Annotated in this window: 16 protein-coding genes and 3 tRNA genes; 16 read left to right on the top strand and 3 right to left on the bottom strand. The window is 40.2% G+C overall.

Features of this window, described 5'->3' with window-relative positions; genetic code table 11:
* From ruvB to NLF92_RS04090, 14 genes are all read left to right on the top strand, one after another.
* Complete coding sequence (gene ruvB, locus NLF92_RS04025) at window positions 1-1,005, top strand: Holliday junction branch migration DNA helicase RuvB (protein ID WP_254099150.1); 1,005 nt, start codon at window positions 1-3, stop codon at window positions 1,003-1,005.
* Window positions 1,006-1,262: 257 nt separating this feature from the next.
* Window positions 1,263-1,673, top strand: a complete 411-nt coding sequence (ybgC, locus tag NLF92_RS04030; RefSeq protein WP_254099152.1) for a tol-pal system-associated acyl-CoA thioesterase — start codon at window positions 1,263-1,265, stop codon at window positions 1,671-1,673.
* Complete coding sequence (gene tolQ, locus NLF92_RS04035) at window positions 1,663-2,337, top strand: protein TolQ (RefSeq protein ID WP_254099153.1); 675 nt, start codon at window positions 1,663-1,665, stop codon at window positions 2,335-2,337. Before ybgC ends, tolQ begins: the two co-directional genes overlap by 11 nt.
* Before the next feature lie 2 nt (window positions 2,338-2,339).
* On the top strand, window positions 2,340-2,759 hold the full coding sequence (gene tolR / locus NLF92_RS04040) for a protein TolR (RefSeq protein WP_254099155.1): 420 nt from the start codon (window positions 2,340-2,342) through the stop codon (window positions 2,757-2,759).
* Window positions 2,760-3,569, top strand: coding sequence for a cell envelope integrity protein TolA (tolA, locus tag NLF92_RS04045; RefSeq protein WP_254099157.1), 810 nt, complete (start codon window positions 2,760-2,762; stop codon window positions 3,567-3,569).
* Entirely contained in the window at window positions 3,566-4,915 is a 1,350-nt protein-coding gene (gene tolB, locus NLF92_RS04050) for a Tol-Pal system beta propeller repeat protein TolB (protein ID WP_254099159.1), read from the top strand. Before tolA ends, tolB begins: the two co-directional genes overlap by 4 nt.
* 31 nt (window positions 4,916-4,946) lie before the next feature.
* Window positions 4,947-5,510, top strand: a complete 564-nt coding sequence (pal, locus tag NLF92_RS04055; RefSeq protein WP_254099161.1) for a peptidoglycan-associated lipoprotein Pal — start codon at window positions 4,947-4,949, stop codon at window positions 5,508-5,510.
* 43 nt (window positions 5,511-5,553) lie between these two features.
* Window positions 5,554-6,366, top strand: coding sequence for a tol-pal system protein YbgF (ybgF, locus tag NLF92_RS04060; RefSeq protein WP_254099162.1), 813 nt, complete (start codon window positions 5,554-5,556; stop codon window positions 6,364-6,366).
* Window positions 6,367-6,623: 257 nt separating this feature from the next.
* Window positions 6,624-6,699 (top strand) — tRNA-Lys (locus tag NLF92_RS04065).
* A 21-nt stretch (window positions 6,700-6,720) separates the two neighbouring features.
* Window positions 6,721-6,796: transfer RNA gene (locus NLF92_RS04070), tRNA-Lys, on the top strand.
* 118 nt (window positions 6,797-6,914) lie between these two features.
* Window positions 6,915-7,973 carry a quinolinate synthase NadA gene (gene nadA, locus NLF92_RS04075; RefSeq protein WP_254099164.1) on the top strand — a complete coding sequence of 353 codons (1,059 nt, stop codon included), beginning with the start codon at window positions 6,915-6,917 and terminating at the stop codon, window positions 7,971-7,973.
* Between the two features lie 106 nt (window positions 7,974-8,079).
* Window positions 8,080-8,169, top strand: a tRNA-Ser gene (locus NLF92_RS04080).
* 170 nt (window positions 8,170-8,339) lie between these two features.
* Window positions 8,340-9,464 (top strand): tyrosine-type recombinase/integrase, encoded by a 1,125-nt coding sequence (locus NLF92_RS04085; protein WP_254099167.1) that lies wholly within the window; start codon window positions 8,340-8,342, stop codon window positions 9,462-9,464.
* A 38-nt stretch (window positions 9,465-9,502) separates the two neighbouring features.
* Complete coding sequence (locus NLF92_RS04090; RefSeq protein ID WP_254099169.1) at window positions 9,503-11,026, top strand: hypothetical protein; 1,524 nt, start codon at window positions 9,503-9,505, stop codon at window positions 11,024-11,026.
* A gap of 65 nt (window positions 11,027-11,091) precedes the next feature.
* On the opposite strand, the gene NLF92_RS04095 is transcribed toward NLF92_RS04090, so the two are convergent.
* Window positions 11,092-11,820, bottom strand: coding sequence for a hypothetical protein (locus NLF92_RS04095; RefSeq protein ID WP_254099171.1), 729 nt, complete (start codon window positions 11,818-11,820; stop codon window positions 11,092-11,094).
* 243 nt (window positions 11,821-12,063) lie between these two features.
* On the opposite strand from NLF92_RS04095, the gene NLF92_RS14265 reads away from it, so the two are divergent.
* A complete protein-coding gene (locus NLF92_RS14265; RefSeq protein WP_254099173.1) occupies window positions 12,064-15,831 on the top strand; it encodes a thrombospondin type 3 repeat-containing protein in 3,768 nt (1,255 codons plus the stop codon).
* A gap of 1 nt (window position 15,832) precedes the next feature.
* Complete coding sequence (locus tag NLF92_RS04105) at window positions 15,833-17,659, top strand: hypothetical protein (protein ID WP_254099175.1); 1,827 nt, start codon at window positions 15,833-15,835, stop codon at window positions 17,657-17,659.
* 367 nt (window positions 17,660-18,026) lie between these two features.
* Here NLF92_RS04105 and tnpC read toward each other — a convergent pair whose 3' ends face one another.
* Window positions 18,027-19,562: an IS66 family transposase gene (tnpC, locus tag NLF92_RS04110; protein ID WP_254099177.1), complete on the bottom strand. Its 1,536-nt coding sequence runs from the start codon at window positions 19,560-19,562 to the stop codon at window positions 18,027-18,029.
* An 87-nt stretch (window positions 19,563-19,649) separates the two neighbouring features.
* Window positions 19,650-19,793 (bottom strand): IS66 family insertion sequence element accessory protein TnpB, encoded by a 144-nt coding sequence (gene tnpB, locus NLF92_RS14315; protein WP_432420204.1) that lies wholly within the window; start codon window positions 19,791-19,793, stop codon window positions 19,650-19,652.

Below are 19,793 nucleotides of genomic sequence, written 5' to 3' on the forward strand. Positions count from 1 at the left end.
ATGATAGAAGAAGATCGCTTAATACAAGCAACAGCCAAAGGCGATGATGAAGCTGTCGATCGTGCTATACGTCCTAAAACGTTAGCCGATTACACAGGACAGCCGCACGTTTGCGAACAAATGGAGATATTCATTGAGGCAGCGCGAAAACGTTCCGATGCTTTAGATCATTTGTTGATATTTGGTCCACCAGGCTTGGGTAAAACCACATTAGCAAATATTGTTGCGAATGAGATGGGCGTAAACATTAAAACAACCTCAGGGCCAGTGCTTGAAAAAGCAGGAGATTTAGCTGCGCTATTAACCAACCTGGAAGAAAACGATGTGTTGTTTGTCGATGAAATCCACCGTTTGAGTCCTGTTGTAGAAGAAGTGTTGTATCCTGCTATGGAAGATTATCAATTGGATATAATGATTGGTGAAGGACCTGCAGCTCGCTCTATTAAGCTAGACTTACCGCCCTTTACCCTCATTGGTGCGACAACTCGAGCAGGTTCTCTGACCTCACCGTTACGAGACCGTTTTGGTATTGTACAACGACTAGAATTTTATAATACTCAGGATTTGACTGATATTATTATGCGATCGGCAAATTATTTAAATGTTGATATGGCTGAAGAAGGGGCGATTGAAGTGGCTAAACGCGCTCGTGGCACCCCGCGTATCGCTAACCGCTTGTTGCGTCGTGTTCGAGATTATGCCGAGATCAAAGCCGATGGTGTGGCTACGGCAGAAGTGGCTGCTAGTGCACTCGATATGCTCGATGTGGATAAAGAAGGTTTTGACTTTATGGATCGCAAGCTCCTCGAAGCGATTATTGATAAATTTGCTGGCGGTCCGGTCGGTTTAGATAATTTAGCGGCGGCGATAGGCGAAGAAAAAGAGACGATTGAAGATGTCATTGAACCGTATTTAATCCAACAAGGCTTTTTACAAAGAACGCCAAGAGGTCGTATTGCTCTAGAACGGGCTTATCGTCATTTGGGTTTTGATTATACCGTGTAACGGTCGGGATTGAGGGAGTTCTTTATCAGTGGTTAATTCCGAACTGATTCCCCTTCAGAGCAAGTGTGGTGTGATTCGATGAGCAAAAAAAAAGCCCACCAGAGGCGGGCTAAAAACATATGTCAATGATACTACATAGAACAACATGTTGAGGGATACAAATTGAATCAAACACAAACAATCTATGGCGTGCATTATAGTGCTCAGATGACTTCATACAACTGAATTAAATTAGTTTATTAGGATTAGATTTTTTAATGGATAAATTCTCTCCTCATTGTTTTACTGTCAGAGTCTATTATGAAGACACTGATGCCGGTGGAATTGTATATTATGCGAACTATTTGAGGTTTTTAGAACGAGCTCGTAGTGAATATGTACGTGATTTAGGGGTTTCCCAACAAGCTTTATTAGATGATAATATTGCATTCGTAGTTAAAAAAATTAATATGGAAAATCATGCACCGGCAAAGTTTGAGCAAGAAATAACCATTCGAACCTCCATCAGCGAACTTAAAAGAGCTTCTATGGTCTTTACACAGAGTATTTACTTTGCAGATCGTTTGTTAGTCTCAGCTGAGGTTCAGGTTGCTTGTGTCAATTTACTCAAAATGAAGCCTTGTGCTATTCCACCTTCACTTTATAAGGAATGTTTACGTGTCAACTGATCTCACGTTTATCGGTTTGTTTTTAGAAGCTAGTGTCGTTGTACAGTTAGTTATGTTGATTTTAATGGGGACGTCCATCATTTCTTGGGCATTTATTTTTCAACGTGCACGTGCGCTTAAGTTTGCTAAACAAACGTTACAAGAATTTGAAGAGAAGTTCTGGTCTGGTACCGATTTGAATCAGTTGTATCAAGAACTATCTGCGCAGAGTCACATATCCGGTGTGCACAGTATTTTTGTCTCTGGTTTTCGCGAGTTTGTCCGTCTGCGCAAAGCGAGCGCCCAAGGTGATATGGTAGTAGAAGGTGCGGCTCGTTCGATGCGAGTGGCATTGTCTCGAGAGGTGGACGGTTTAGAATCTCGTCTGTCATTTTTAGCCACAGCGGGCTCTATTTCTCCATATATTGGTCTATTCGGTACAGTTTGGGGGATTATGAATGCCTTCATCGCCCTAGGGCAAGTCCAGCAGGCTACATTAGCTATGGTTGCACCGGGTATTGCTGAGGCACTGATAGCGACTGCTATAGGACTTTTTGCTGCTATTCCTGCGGTAATTGCATACAACAAATTCAGTAATCAGGTAGAAAAAATCGAAAATGGTTATGTTAACTTCATGGAAGAGTTTTCTGCCATTTTACAACGCCAGTCGGTAGCGAGTGCATAATCATGTATCAGCGTAAAAAGCGTCGTCCGGTATCTGATATTAATGTCGTGCCATACATCGATGTGATGTTGGTATTACTCATCATTTTTATGGTGACTGCTCCCTTGGTGACCCAAGGCGTAAAAGTTGATCTACCGGATGCCAACGCAGAGCCTGTGGAACAAGAAGAAATACCACCCCTGATAGCGTCTATGGATGCACAAGGTCAATATTATTTAAACGTGGGTAATGATCCCAAATCACCATTAACCATTCCTGATTTTTTAGCGTTGGTTGAATTAGAAATACAAAATCAACCAAAAAAGCCTGTTGTGATCAAAGCAGATGGTTCAGTGGCATATGATAAAATTGTGCAAATGATGGTGACCCTACAAAAGGCTGGCGTGCCTTCTGTAGGATTAATGACTGAGCCAGAGCAATAAATGGATAAACAGCGCGTTATCGATGCACTTAAATCTTCTTATGGCATGTCGATAGTGTTGCATATCGGGATTGTTTTATTTTTAGTGTTGAGTGTCAGTTTTGCAGCAAAAACACCTAACGTGGCTGTCGACATAGCTGCTGTGCCGGAGATCGTTCAGGCAACTTTTATTGACCCTGCAGTGACGCAGGCAAAATATGATAAAGAACAAGTGCAAAAGCGTGCGACTGAACGACAACGCCAAGAGCGTTTGCAACGAGAAAAGGCGGCTCGAGAAAAGCGCGAAGCAGAGCGCAAACGCAAAGCAAAAGCACAGCAAGCTGCAGAGAAAAAGAAACAGGCAGAAGCAAAAAAGCAACGTGAATTAGAGCGCAAGGCTGCAGAGGCTTTAGCGCAGAAAAAAGCAGCAGAAGCAGCGGCACAAAAACGCAAACAAGCAGAAGTAGCAGAACAAAAACGTTTAGCGGAACAACAAAAACAATTAGAAGAAGCATTACGTCAAGAGCAAGCCCAAATCGCTGCAGAACAAAGAAAGCGTGTTGTTTCAGAGAAACAGCGTTATTCTGCCTTGATCAAGGCAACTATTCAGCGTAATTTAATCGTCAATGATGCCTTTAAAGGCAAGAAGTGCCTACTGAATATTCGTCTTGGTATCGGTGGTGTAGTGCTTAAAGTGAATCAATTATCAGGTGATGATGCGTTGTGTCGGGCAGCGATTAACGCAGTTTATAAGCCAACAAATTTACCGGTGTCACGTGACCCGGCTGTTTTTGCAGAATTAAGAGATATCAACTTAACGGTAGAGCAATGAAGAAAATTATTATATTAGTCGCCACTTGGTGTGTGATGTTTTCAGCAACAGCACAGCTGAATATTGTGATTACAGAAGGGGTCGACAATGCGACGCCAATAGCAATTGTTCCGTTTAAATGGGAAGGTGAAGGCTTTTTTCCGGGCGAACTTACCGAGGTGATTAATAACGATTTACGTCGTAGTGGTCGTTTTAATCCTATCAGTATGGCGCGTATGCCCCAATTTCCAAGTGATGTCAGTGCAGTGAATCATCAAGCGTGGGTGGATAAAGGTATCAATACGATTGTGTTGGGGAGTATTAAAGAGGTCTCTGCAAATAAATACAAGATTGACTATGCGGTGGTGGATACCTTAAAAGGCGCACAGTTAGCGGGTGATGCACAAATACTGAAAGACGGGCAGTTAGTTTCTGCTAAAGCACATATCATCGTAGCACGTTCATTAACGATATCCGGTACACAATATCGTCAATTTGCTCACCGCATATCTGATGTGGTTTATGAAGCCCTAACAGGACAAAAAGGGGCGTTTTTGACGCGCATTGCATATGTTGTAGTAAAAGATACGAAAAAGAACGCTTTACCTTATCAACTCATTATTGCGGATTATGATGGTGAGAATGAAACGCGGTTATTGTCCTCGCCAGAACCTTTAATGTCACCGTCATGGTCACCAGATGGCAACAAATTAGCTTATGTCAGTTTTGAAAATGGACGTTCGCAGATTTTTATCCAAGATATTTATACGATGAATCGAGTCAAATTAACTGATTTTAAAGGTATTAATGGCGCACCAAGATTCTCCCCAGATGGCAAAAAAATAGCGATGGTGTTGTCCAAAGACGGCAACCCAGAAATCTATGTGATTGATATCGCTACCAGAGTCTTATCGAGAATTACCCGTCACCGGGCAATTGATACTGAGCCATCTTGGGCACCAAATGGTAAAGAATTGATTTTTAGTTCTGACAGGGGTGGTAAACCTCAGATTTATAGAGTAAATTTAGACACTAAGCGGGTTAAACGATTAACCTTCGAAGGTGATATGAACCTCGGTGGGACTATTTCACCTGACGGTTCTGAGCTTGTGCTAGTAAATCGTACTAACGGTAACTACCACATTGCTAGACAAAATTTGACTGATGGAGCGATGCAAGTTCTGACTAAAACCTATTTGGATGAGTCACCGAGTATTGCCCCCAATGGCAGTATGATTATATACAGTACATTGCATGAAGGAACTCAAGTGCTTTCACTGGTTTCATTAGATGGTCGATTTAAGGCTAGACTACCAGCTGTTGAGGGACAAATAAAAGCCCCAAGCTGGTCGCCGTTTTTAATGTAAAAAATACACAATTTAAACAACAAGGATATATATGAAAACTTCTACTTCTTTACGTGCGTTATTTATTGCAGTTCCAGTAATGACTATGATGGCTTGTTCTTCAGGTCCATCAGAAGAAGAACTTGCTGCTGAGCGTAACCGTATTGCTGCTGAGCAAGCTGAAGCACAAAAAGCTGCTGAGCAAGCCAATGCCCAACGTGTCCAAGCAGAAGCTGCGCAACGTTTAGCGCAAGCAGAAGAGATGGTGCAACAAGAACGTGCTGCTTTAGAAGCTGAGCAAACGGTTTATTTTGATTTTGACCGTTCATCAATCAAAGCTGACTTCTATGGTGTATTAGATAAGCACGCTGCGTTCCTAGTGAAAAATCCAAAACAATCTGTTGTTATCCAAGGCCATACTGATAGCCGCGGTACTCCAGAGTACAACATTGCATTAGGTGAGCGTCGTGCCCAAGCGGTTGAAACCTATCTATTAAACGCTGGTGTTTCAGCTGCGCAAATTTCTGTAGTTTCTTTTGGTGAAGAAAAACCAGCTGTTACTGGTGCTTCTGAATATGCAATGGCACAGAATCGTCGCGCAGTAGTGATTTACTAAGTTTCATAAATATATTTAAAACTTAGCTTAAAAGAGAGTAATAATGGAAAATAAAACGTTGTTAAGTACCATGGTAGGTGCGGGTTTATTAACAATGAGCAGTAGCCTGTTTGCGCAGGCTCCTGTCGTTAATCTGAGTGATAATGATCTCGCAACCAAAGTGGCTAATCTAGAACGTGTCGTGCAGTCTAGAACACGTAGTCAACAACGTGTCCAAGAACAGATCAATGATTTGCAAACGGAACTTAGCGGCATACGCGGGAAAATTGAAGAACAAAATTTTCAGATTGAAAAGATTCTTCAGCGCCAGCGTGAATTATTACTCGCTTTTGATATACAGTCACAACAGCTACAAGAAGCTGCTACGAAGTCCAACAATGACATTGGTGCGGTTTCTTTAGTGACGGGTAAAACTGCTACGGTGAACCCTCCTGCACAACAGCCTAATGCAAATGTATTGGCTGATAGCAGTGGGATGGTCCAGACTGAGGCCCAGGCCTACAGAGCTGCAGTGGACCTGATACTCAAGCAACGTGATACCAAAGCGGCTGTGCCAAAGTTAGAAGCATTTGCAGCAGAATTTCCTGATTCAAAGTTTAAGCCGAATGCACATTATTGGTTAGGTCAGATCCATTACAACAACCGTACTTGGACAAAAGCCAAAGAACAATTTGGTATATTAGTTTCTCAATATCCAGACTCTAATAAAATTGCTGATGCGACGTTGAAGTTAGGGATCACTGAAAAAAATCTAGGTAATACTTCAGCCGCTCGAGATTTATTAGCTAAAGTCGTGAGTGCTTATGCCAATTCGACATCGGCCAAATTGGCACAAGAGCAGTTGAACTTACTGTAAAACACTCATTATCAAAGAATTTAAGAAGGAGTATTCGGCGGTTAGCTAATACTTCTTTTTTGTTGTTCAAAAAACATGCGCAGATGATTTTGGTCAAGGTAAAGAGAGGGAAATCAATAGCAAATATGCTGTATATTTAGTCTTATTGATTATGAAAACAACGGTTTTAAGTTTTTTAATATATTTTGGCAAAAGGGCTTGCTTATCCCCATAGATTGAGTATTATATGCGCCCGTTGCATAGCAACAGTGAAGAAAGGGTCGTTAGCTCAGTTGGTAGAGCAGTTGACTTTTAATCAATTGGTCGCTGGTTCGAATCCAGCACGACCCACCACTTTCTTCTACTTCCTTTGATGGGTCGTTAGCTCAGTTGGTAGAGCAGTTGACTTTTAATCAATTGGTCGCTGGTTCGAATCCAGCACGACCCACCATCAAGGACCATCCCCCATATTTATTCCCTTATAATTATCAGCCCCAAAGCTAGTAGTCATTCTGTGTTTTCGGTATAATTCAGTCAATTTTGTATCCCCTTAGTAAGCGAATAGCATCATGACTGAAGTATTACGTGTAGCGCCGATCGATTATCCTTTTCCTGAAAAACCCAAGGCGCTGAGTCCTGAACGAGAGACATATTTAAAAACGAATATAAAGCGTTTACTCAAAGAGAAAAATGCGACGTTGATTGCGCATTATTATACCGAACCAGACATCCAAGCATTAGCTGAAGAAACGGGTGGTTGTGTATCAGATTCTTTAGAAATGGCCCGTTTTGGGAGAGATGATGAGGCTCAGACCTTGATTGTTGCTGGTGTTCGTTTTATGGGAGAGACAGCCAAAATTTTGAGCCCAGAAAAAACGGTGTTGATGCCTACTTTGGAGGCAACATGTTCATTAGACTTAGGATGTCCTGAAAAAGAGTTTTCTGAGTTTTGTGATGCTCACCCTGATCACACTGTGGTGGTATATGCCAATACATCTGCTGCGGTAAAAGCACGTGCTGATTGGATTGTCACATCTTCGATTGCCCTGGAAATCGTGGAGCATTTGGATAGTGAAGGGCACAAGATTATTTGGGGCCCAGATCGTCATTTAGGCGCTTATATCGCTAAAGAAACTGGGGCTGATATGCTCATGTGGCAAGGTGAATGTATCGTACATGACGAGTTTTCAGCGAAAGCATTACTCGATATGAAGAATGTATATCCTGACGCGGCTATTCTAGTGCACCCTGAATCACCAGCTTCTGTAGTTGCATTAGCGGACGCTGTAGGGAGTACCTCACAGTTAATCAAAGCCGCCAAAGAATTACCACACAAACAGCTAATAGTAGCAACGGATCGTGGTATTTTTTACAAGATGCAACAACAAGTACCTGGTAAAGAGTTATTAGAGGCCCCAACCGGCGGTAACGGGGCAACATGTAAAAGCTGTGCACATTGCCCATGGATGGCAATGAATGGCTTAGAGGCTATCTACGAGTCTCTGACGCACAATATTGGACATGAGATCACTGTCGATGAAACAACTCGCCAAGGTGCCTTAATTTCGTTAAATAGAATGTTGGATTTTTCGGCACAATTACAGCAACGCGCTACAGGTAACGCATAAGTGCTTATTTAATCCATTATTTATTCATAAAACACTTGTCAAAAGTACGCGTATTCCCTAATATACGCGCCCTGACATTAACTCTTGGTAGTTAATTATAAGTTTTGGAGAGGTGGCTGAGTGGCTGAAGGCGCACGCCTGGAAAGTGTGTTTAGGGTTAAACCTAACGAGGGTTCGAATCCCTCTCTCTCCGCCAATACTATAGAAAGCTGGGCTTAAACGCCTGGCTTTTTTCGTTTTAAAGCACTGTGTTTACTGGCTTTCAGAGGTTTTACAAATACCTCCTGCAAAATCAGTTCTGGTAAATTCTACTGTTTGTAATGAGTAGAATTTGAGTAGATTATCTGCAACAGAATGAGTAGACATATGTTGACCAATACTAAAATACAACGTTTTAAGGCCCCATCTAAAATCGAACGCCATCTAGACTCGAATGGCCTTTACATAGAGCTGACAAAGTCAGGTGGCAAAAACTGGCGATATCGTTACAAAAATGATGCTGGTTCATGGACAATGAAAGCACTTGGCTCTTACCCTAAAGTATCCCTTGAGAAGGCCAGAGCGCTTCGTGATGATCTTGAAATGGTCGTAGAATACAAGTGTATATCGTTTAAGGAAACAGCCTCTGAGTGGCTTGCATACAAAGGTTACATTAGTTCTAAGAATCATCACCTAGTTCAACGCAGGATTGATAATTACCTGTTACCCCAACTAGGCAATATGACCATAGCACACATCAAACCCATAGACATTTTGCCAATACTCAAGCAGATTGAACGAAAAGGCCATCTAGAGCTCGCCCGACGTATACAGAACATTCTCAGTCAAATATTTAAGTATGGTGTCCAGAACCTTTATTGTGAAAGCAATCCCGCCCAACCTTTACAAGGATGCACCAAGAAACCGCAGATAAAAAACATGCCTGCAATCATTGAAAAAGCTGAATTCACTAGATTGCTCACAACTATCGACAATGCACAACAGCTAATGCCGTCGGTAAAGCGTTGTCTACAGGTTGCACCATTTGTGTTTCTTCGTAGTGAGTCTATTCGAATGGCTAAGGTTGAAGATATCGACTTCGAAAGGAAGCTTTGGATAATACCTAAAGACAAGATGGGACGAGAGCATTGGATCCCTTTGACAGCTCCTGTCATGAAGCTATTAGAGCTAGCCATTGAAAAATCTGATGGAAATTACTTATTTCCGGGTAACAAAGTACATCGTCCTTTGAGCGAAAACACATTGAACAAGGCACTGAGAGCAATTGGTGTTGATAAAGATAAGCACGTGTTTCATGGATTCCGTTCCAGTTTCTCCACACTAGCTAGGGAGCATTGTAGGCTTGATGGCGATCTGATTGAGCTTCAGTTAGGGCATATTGAGGGTAATAAGGTAAAAGCGGCGTATGATCGTTCTATGCGTCTTGAAGAGAGGCGAGAATTGATGGAAACATGGTCGAAATACCTTGAACAACTAAAACGATTATCGTAGTTTTAGTTAATTGTTGTTGTGCTGTTAGGTATAAATGTATGAATAAAAATTTAGAAAAAGTCTTGCGAGTGTTAAATCATAGGGGGTTGGCAGGAAGCACCAATCAAACAGACCTTGCCAATTATGCAGGTTTATCACGCATGACTATCTCTAAGCTAAAAGGTGACATCACTAATTATCTGACCACAGCACCGGTTCCATCAAAATCAGATGTTGAATTTGTTGATAAACAAATCGTGACAACGTATGTAGACCTTGCGTTAACTTCTGGCTCAGACAAGCAGCACTTTTTACAAGTCATGGGTGCAGTAGCTGGATATGTGTTGAAAACTAATACAAACCTTATCAATAATATAAAAACAACTAAAAAAGCTGTTAGGGTGGGTTTAGAGTACATGAAGCTGGTCACGCAGGTTGAGACTCGTAAGGGTAAGAAGGGTACCCCTGTTCATAGTCAAAACGGTGCGGCTAAATACCTATTAACCGAACTTAATAACAGTAACTTAGTGACTACTTTATTCTCTAGGTCCAATAGCTATAGGACGGATGCTTATGCGAAGTCATGGAAGTTAACGCATCAGGCAGAGGTCATCAATAAACAGATTGTAGATTTAACAATAGACCTAGTGGATGAATACAATCAATCGATGGTTGGGTTTACACATTTGCCTGTACATATAGGAGATTCATTGTGTACTGGCAAAAGTGTAAACCTTGGACAGGTAAATAAGTTAATAGAGCAACAACGTTTTCTAATCAAAGTACAAGACCTTGCCAAGCTATCTATACGTTCATTTATTCAAGTGATGGGCATTGCTCATCCATCACCACCTAGTTGTATTGTTGTACCACTAATAAACCTAGCCAGTGTCGACCCCAGTAAAGGGAGAACGTACAACATCTTCTCCAGATTACGAAGTACTGAGAGGAAGGCCCTTGGGTACCACAATTATGACATTAGTGGTGGCTTGCAAATCATCTGTTTTAATATTCTAACGAAATATCCTTTGTATCACTATAAAGAGTTTAATGATTTACATGTCGCTTACCCATTAATCTTTAGTTATGGATATGAACCTTTCGCCAAAAGAGCCCTCCGAGAAGAAATTGCTTCAGACCTAGGTAAGAGTATAGATGAAGTCAAAGCACTTTTGACAGCTTATTCTAATGGCAGTCAGAAGAAAGTTGGAGACAGCGATAAGCTTAAAGAGTTTTATAAAGAATCTGACCAATTAAGACGTGAAGTTGTTGCCACAATAGCTCAGTATGAACCAGACCTGCTTCAATCTGCAATAGAACAATCAAAGAACGATTTTCCAGAAGATACCGATTGGCAAAGTATTGAAAAGGAAAACACTGCACAACAATCACGAGACAAGGCAAGTGTATTCTTCTTCATATGGACTTACTTTGAGAAGCAAATCCGCGATGCCATGCTTTCTATGGTGGATGATGGTATTCCAGTGCATGATGCGATTTATAGCAAGAAAGTGGTTGATTATGGAGTCTTCGAGCAAGCCATTTTAGACAAAACTGGTTTTGACGTTAAAATCGAGGGATAGGTTAGATTTGTTACTCTGACTTTATCTGCAGTATAAAAACTAATATAGGTACAAATAATGTACCCTTAAATCATCAGCTCAGGGTAGTTATCAAAGAACCATGTTTGTACAAATTTTGCCAATGCTTTGGCTTCAGCATTACATTTATAAGGATAACCCAACACACCTGTGCTAATAATCGATTTAAACCTATCCATAATTTCTGAGCGTGTGTGAAATGCCATGACAAAATATTGCTGTCTGGCATCACAGTAATATTTTAGTTGTTCTGATATGTTAATCATTTCGTTTAGCACAGAAGCATAGGTATGTCTGTCCTCTAAAAGGTAGTTATCCTGGGTGAACGTCACCATATTACTAAATACATTCGCTGGGAGCCTAGGAGTATTGCCATATGCTATAAACTTAATGATAAACTCTTTGTTATAGAATTCATCGAAGAAATGCTCTATGGCAATCAATATACTTAGTAATTCATTACAATTGCTACGATAAAAGCCGGATTTAAGGTAGTGCTCCTCTCGCGTTTTGAGCAGAGTTGTATCGACGAGTTGTGAGTTAATGGTAAATTGGCCTCTAGAATGGGTAGATTTGATGATAAACCCTTTTTCTTTTAGCTCAGCAATACCCCTTTTCAGTCTTTGTTTCTGAGCATTGTCCATATCTGACCTATCTAACTTGCCAGATAGCGTACCATTAAATTGTTCAAGTATTACCAACAGTGTCTTACGAGCTGAGTCGCTCAGTTCTAACAGTAATTTTATATCATGTATAGCATATGAAGTATTAAGCATATCGTTTTTAATGGGTACAAATTATGTACCTATTGTATCAGGGCTAGATGGCCTGTAAATAAAAAGTCAAAGTGGATTAGCTGAGGATTTACAATTGAGAACAAGCCGCTAGTTTTCTATCAACGATATAACATATCTTATGCCTAAGAATATTTCTTATATCAAATTCACGTATACATGCCGATAATAAACAATCAGCCTTACTATCAAGACAAAAAATATCAGTGCTCTAAGGAAAAGACCGTGAAAAAATATATATTATTATTACTTGCAGCTACATCCTTAGTTCAAGCAGAGACTTTTAATGTATCAACTACAGCAGAGTTCAGAATTGCATTATCTACAGCGGCAACAAACGGTGAAGACGACATTATTAATCTTGCAGATGGTATTTATAAGACTACAGATGATGAAAAAGGCACTTTTATATATTTTTCAATTGAAGAAAATACTTTAGACATTGTTGGCTCAAGTAAAATTTCAACAATTTTAGACGGTGATAACCACGATAGAGTTATTTTTTTGCAGTCGTTATCAAAAATGGTGGTGTTTAAAAATCTGAGTATTTCTAATGGATATATAAATGAAGATATAGGAACTACTGAGAAGTCCAGGAAAGGAGCTGGGATTTGGATTGATACTGACTTTAAGTTAGAGAATGTAATACTTAATTTAAATGCTACTGACATTGCACGAACGGGTATACATTCAAAGGTAGGTTACTTCAGTGCTATTTATCTACATTGGGATAAAAGTCCAAGACCTAGAGGAACCATTAATAATTCGATAATTGAAGCAAACAGACATTTAAAAACTGGTTATTATGCGATTGGTGGAAGAATTAGTATTAATGATTCAATAATACAAAATAATCAAAATGGAGCAATATCTGTAGAGGATGGTAATGAGTATAAAAATTTAATCATTCAAAATAACACCGGTTTTAGAACAATAGGAAGTTGTAACAATGACTGGAAAATCTTAGATTCAATAATTGTAAACAATAATAGTGGTGAATTTGCTAGTGTTATAGATGATGGTTGCTCAGGAAGTATCAATGATGCATACATGGAAAATGTTAAGATTATTGGTAATAGTGGCAAGAGCATATTTAGAACCACTGTGGGTATGAAAATATTTAACTCAATTATTTCAAATAATATTTCTAATGATCAATTAGCTATGAGTGTAAGAAATAATAATGTTATTTCTAATACACTAATTAATCTAGATTCAGGAGACATTTCTATTGGTAGTGAAACGATTATCACTAATAGTATTTTTTTACAGCAGGGTGAAATAACAATAGGAGATTATAGTCAAATAAGGTCAAGTTATGTGAATGAAAGTAGAGTTAATGGTTTATTCATAAGCTTAAATAATGTTTTTGAAGGTATTCGATTAGGGTTTATCAACGACAATAATTATAAATTACAAGTTAATTCTGATTTAATTGACATTGGCGAATCTTATCCAAAAGATTTTATATTGCCAGATTTTGATGCAGATAAATCTTCAAGAATATTAGGACAGGGAATTGATATAGGTCCATATGAATTTGACGTAAATAGGGACTCGGATGATGATGGCGTAACAGATATCAATGACATCTTCCCAATGATTTCACTAGGATTATTATCTGATTCAGATCGTGATGGCGCCCCTGATATTTGTGATGATTCTTGTACGGCATTAGGTATGACGGCAGATACAGATGATGATAACGACAGTCTCCTAGACACTATTGATACTTATCCACTTATTTCCATTGGCGAGTTACTAGATACCGACTCAGATGGCGCACCAGATACGTGTAATGAGGTATGTATTGACCTTGGCATGGCAGCTGATAGCGATGATGACAATGATGGTTTAACAGATGTTAAAGAATTAGCCATCAATTTAGACCCTTTAAACTCTGATAGTGATAATGACGGTATTTTTGATGCTGATGAACAGGTGTCTTTCGAACTCATATCAACGTTTCCTGAGCTGGCTTTTAACATGTACCGTATAGATGAGTCGTTAAGTATAGATAATGCCTATATTAGGCTAGTTGCCCCGTCTCAATGTTATGTTGAAACGAGTTTCAATGATAAGTCTGATGACCAAGCTCAATTGTCCATTCCGCTGCATGAAAATGCCATTAGTGGTGATTATCAAATCAGCATCCAAAGTGCAGGTATCAGTGAAAAGCTGAGTTTTACCATCAATAACCCGGAGCAAGATATCACCACTCCCATGGTGACAGGCTATGATATATCAGCTAATTCATCCTCAGATATTGTTGAAGTATTGTTACAAATATCGGGTATGGATAACGGTTTCGGCATAGACGCCCCTTGGATAAACTCTACAAGGCTAACACATACTGTACATGTTGGTGATGCACCTTCAAACTATGTTGGTCATGTTAGTTATCTTGAAGATGTCATGCTCAAAGATGACATTTATGAGATCAGAACGGCACATGATTTATCTGACCTCGCTTTACTTTACAAAGAAGCGCCAACGATAAATTATGTACGCATTTGTGAGCAAAGTTACAATGGGGTTGAATATACTGTTGATACAGATGGTGATAACGCGGTTGACGAATTCGATATAGCACCCAATAATCCAGCTGTATGGATAGATGTCGATAAAGATTCACTTGGTAACTCGATAGATAACTGTCCTTTGATACAAAATCCAGAGCAAGAAGATTTTGATTCTGATGGTGCTGGTGATGTTTGTGATAACGATGATGATAATGATGGTTTGAATGACGATTTAGATGCATTCCCATTAAACAGCTCGGAACAGACAGATTCAGACGGTGATGGTCTGGGTGATAACTATGAGCTTTTTAATGATTTAGACCGCCTAAATCCTGACTTTGACGCTGATGGCCTTAAAGATGGCGCTGAAATTGAACTAGGTACTAACCCTAAGTTAGCAGACAGTGATGATGATGGTGTTATCGATGGTAAAGATAAATTCCCCCTTATTTCCATTGGTGAGTTACTCGATACTGATAGTGATGGTGCGCCTGACGAATGTGATGAAGCGTGCTTAGCACTAGGTATGACATCAGACAGAGATGGTATACCTGCTTACACATATATCGAAAGTGATAACTTTGCATTTGCTTCTCTCACTCCCACAGCTAAAGTAATAGTGACAGGCTCACAAGGGGATAACTTCTTTGACATTGCTCGTTATGTTGATGAGGTCAGTGTGGTAGGACAAACCTTCTTATTCTCAGGCTCTAGTGAGGTTGACGGGGTGATGATTCAACCAGGCGTGAAGTATGACCTGACCAATCTAAAAGGCTCTATTGATAAATTGTATTTCAGTGGTCCGTTATCTGAGTATGTTAATAGTATTTTATTAGATACCGCTACGGGTGTGATGCAGTTATCACGATTGACGGATATTGGTGAAGAGATAGTGCAGTTTATTGCCACTGCCAGTGCAGCGGATGAATTGGTATTTACTGATGGTGCTATAAGTACAGCCGATATCAAAGCGGCGGTAACATCAGGTACACCACTGACAGATTTAACCTTAGATACAACTAGTAAAGCGCTAGACGCTAAAGTAACGACAGGCGCGACAGTCAAACACATTGTGCTGGATAATAATGGTGCAGGTGTGATGGCATTAGGACCAAACATCAGCACGTTAATATCAGGTAGTAGTGGCGTTGACCAAATCTATGTGCCTGCAGGCTCCAACGTGGATGCATCTAATCTTAAATCAGGCCAAGATGAGCTTTATGTTGAAGGGAATCGAACCGACTATTACAAGTCCTTTGATAATTCTGGCAATATCGTAATGACGCGAGATGTAATTATTGAGACTAGAGTTGTTACGGAATCAATTACGGTAGCTAATGGTGGTAATGTAGCTACAAATGACCTTATTATTTTTGCAGACCAACAGGTGGATACTGCAACATTAAAATCGAGAATTGGTACTATTGATAAGTCTCTTCTCCCGCCAGCAATTCCAAACTTAGGAATTTAAGATGAAAAAATTTATTATCTCAATGTTAGCCATTTCTATACTTGCCCTTTCACAAACGTCATTTTCAGCAACGTTTAATGTTGCAAATACACCTGAGTTTCGTGATGCGTTGAAATCAGCTGCTACAAACGGTGAAAATGACACTATTATTCTTGCTGATGGTATTTATAAAACAACGGATGATGGTGAAGGGACTTTTATTTACTTAAGTCAAGAAACTAATACACTAACACTCCAAGGTTCAATAGCTGATAATGTCATTATAAGTGGGGATAATACACATAGGGTATTTCATCATTATTTAAACTCTGCCGGAGTTATGTCTAATGCTTTAACAATAAAAAAAATAAGTTTTGTCGATGGTTTTACTGATACAAACAGCTATGGTGCAGGAGTGTTTACTGCTCACGATGTCGTTGTCATAGGATGTATTTTTAAAAATAATGATGCTCAGGTAGGGCTTAAGGTAATGGGCAATGTTACCTCAATAACTGACTCACAGTTTCTAGACAATAAGGGTGGAGGGGTCCTTACATATTCAAGCTTGGTAACTGTAAGTAACTCAATGTTTATTAATAACTCTTCGATATATAGTACTGGAGCTATCTCTCAAAATAAAGGAGGGGGAGTGAAAGGATTATTTATTGAAGGAACACTATTTAAAGATAATTCTTCTATATATAGTAATGGCGGGGCTATTAGCGCTATGGCACCTACCACAATAAAAAACTCGATATTTACTGGTAATAGCGCTCCAAGGGGCGGTGCAATCGCCTCTCAGAGTATAACAGTATTGAACTCTATATTTCACTCCAACACTAAGACATTACAAGTGTATTCAAATGCTTATGTTGTGAATTCTATATTTGATGGTGATGTTACTTATAGTATTGGAGGTTCCGGTGATGCTTTGATAAGAATTTACAATAGCTTCTTTAACCCATTATCCTTGGATTTGGTTGCCTTTGAAGAAAATAATATATTTACAGGGGTAAACCTTGGTTTTGTGGATGCAGAAAACGGAAATTTCCATTTAACAGATTCTTCAGACTTAATTAATGCAGGTACTGTTAATATTGATGACATTGACTTTCCTAAGGAAGATTTGGATGGTAAATATAGGATATCTGGTGCTGCAATCGATATTGGACCTTACGAGTATCCCTCTACAACCCCAACCATATCATCATTCAGCTTTATTGGTGACACACAAGAGCAATCAGAATTAGTATTTAATGCTGAGTATGATCTTGCAGATGGTAGAAATTTACAAGCAATTGAATATGATTTCGGAAATGGGTTTGTAACAGAAGATAACTTTACGTTTAATACGTCAGGGGTTTACAGTGTGATGGTAAAAATAACTGACAACACAGGCGAGTTTTCAACATCAGCATTAGATGTGACTATTTCTGAATTACCTTGGACTGAAATGACATTTGAACAACGTTTAGTTAAAGCTATTCCACCAGAGTATTATGAAGACATTCAACAAGGTATTATATTAGAGCGTAGCGAAGCATCGGTTTCTGGCAGATTGTATGTGCAAGATAATCCATCAGAGTTTAGTCTGGTTTCTATCGAAGCTTTAGCGCCAAGTGAATCGACAGTTAATGAGTTAACTTTAGGGTGGTCTTTAATATCAACAAGTTCGGCAATTACGGAGCTTACAATGTTCAGTGATGTTAAGGTTATTTGGATTTATGTTGATGGTGCTTGGCAAGGTTGGTCTTCTGATAAAACTATATTGCAACAAATTGAACTTGATGAAAACTATAAGGTTATTACATCAATTCCTAACAATAGCGGAATTTGGGTTTTAAAATGAACTTTTTCTCGGCCATAGATAAATTACATTTTAAAAGTTAAACGAGTGAAATCTTGATTTTTCGCTAAGTGTGACTGAACAGCAGTGCTGTAACTTAATACGTTTTTAGCCTTTGACTCCGATTTAACTAAACGCGAACAGAGCTAACACAGCCATACACAGATCTAGTCCCATTTAGTCTTAAGGCATTACTTGCTAATACGTACATCACTAGTTCGTACACCCCCCGTATGGATCATATCCGGCTGTTAAATGAACAGGGCGATAAGTACACTAAGAACACGTTAAAACGTCTTAGAATGCCATACAGATCGTTACAGCTATCGCGCTACGCTTGCTGGGTACCGTGTCCGTCCGGTAATCACCACTACCCGAGCTTGATTACCCAAGGTAATAACGCATCAATATCAACGTCAGGTTGGCTGATTTTTGCAAGTACCTGCATGAGATAGTCAAACGTTACGAGCCCATTCGCCTTAGCGGTTTCAATGATGGAGTACAGTACTGCTGATGCGTGAGCGCCGTTCGCGGTTTGGCTAAACATCCAATTTTTTCTGCCAATGACAAAGGGTTTGATACAGCGCTCGGCTCGGTTGTTATCGATATTCAGCTGTCCATTTTGTGTGTAGGCGATGAGTTTGTCCCACTGATTGAGTGTGTATAAGATAGCCTCACCGAGTTTTGTTTTGGGTAATACCTGTTGCTCTGATTTGATGAGCCAGTCTTTGAACTTATTTATTATTGGCAGCGCTTTGTCTTGGCGCTGTTGATAGCGCTCTGATATTGACAAGGTTTTTATCTGCGTCTCGATACGATAGAGCTTTTGGATAGTGCTTAAGGCCATATCCGCTTTACCTGACGGCTTTTTACCTTGGGCGATTTTGGCCTCATGGAACTTGCGCCTTGCATGTGCCCAGCAGCCGACCAATGTCGCTTGGGTATGGTGATACCCTGCATAACCATCGACCTGCAGATAGCCTTGATACCCGTTGAGGTATGCCACCGCACACTTGCTGGCTCGACTGTTGTGGTAATCGAACAGCACGATGGGCTTGATGTCGCTATCCACGAGCTTATCTTTGGGTGAGTCAGCGCCTGTGGCATACACCCACATGTAGGATTTGACATTATCATCGCTGACGACGTTTACAGTGGTCTCATCAGCATGTATCACCGGTTGTGCTAGCTGTATGGCTTTTAACCTGTCATACAGCATTTGCAACTTATCGCTACACCTGAGCATCCAGTCCGATAACGTTTTGCGACTCATGTCAATGCCGTATTGTTTAAACATCGACTCTTGGCGATGTAATGGTAGACCGTATTGATATTTGCTGGTAATCACTTGCGCTAACAAGCTGGGTGTTGCATAGCCTTTGGGGATAATGGTAGCAGGCATCGGAGCTTGTTTAATCTGATTAGCCGTGCCTGCCTTTTCACAGGCTTTACACGCATATTTAGGCCGTACATGCTCAATGACTTTCACTTGTGCCGGGATAAACTCCAGCTTTTCTGAGACATCTTCACCGATGCAATGTAACTCATGGCCACAGCAACCACAGGCCTTATCTGCTTCTGCAATATCATGCACGACGCGCTCACGCGGCAAGTCTGCCGGTAACGGCTTGCGCTTTGCCTGTTTGCGCTCATAGGTTACCGTAGTAGTGTCTGAGTCAGTCTCAGTATTCTCATTGTGATGGATATCTTCTGCTTCGTTGAACAGCTCACCTTGCCCTGGATGCGCTTCACCATTTGCACCAAAGCGCTGATGCTGTGCTAACCGAAACTGCTCAAGTAAACGCTGATATTTAGCGTCTTTGGCATCGAGTTCACGCTGCAACTTAGCGACCATTTGTTGCAGGGCTAACACATCTGTGGGTAAGGTTTGAACATCTGATTTCATGCTATGGATTATACCAAAAAAACACCGCCAGCACTTGTCTTTACTTAGATTAAAAGGTGATCGTTGAGTCGTTTTTATGATCTGACGTTATAAGCCCAAGCTGTGATACGACAACGGCTGATGTCCAATGACATCCATCCCTGATAACAACCACTCAAGCTGTTGCTCAGATAACTGGATATGGCGCATATCGTCTAGCTTTGGCCATTTAAAGCGGTGCTTTTGTAACAC

Origin of the sequence: Opacimonas viscosa (assembly GCF_024199005.1) — a bacterium.
GTDB lineage: Bacteria > Pseudomonadota > Gammaproteobacteria > Enterobacterales > Alteromonadaceae > Opacimonas > Opacimonas viscosa.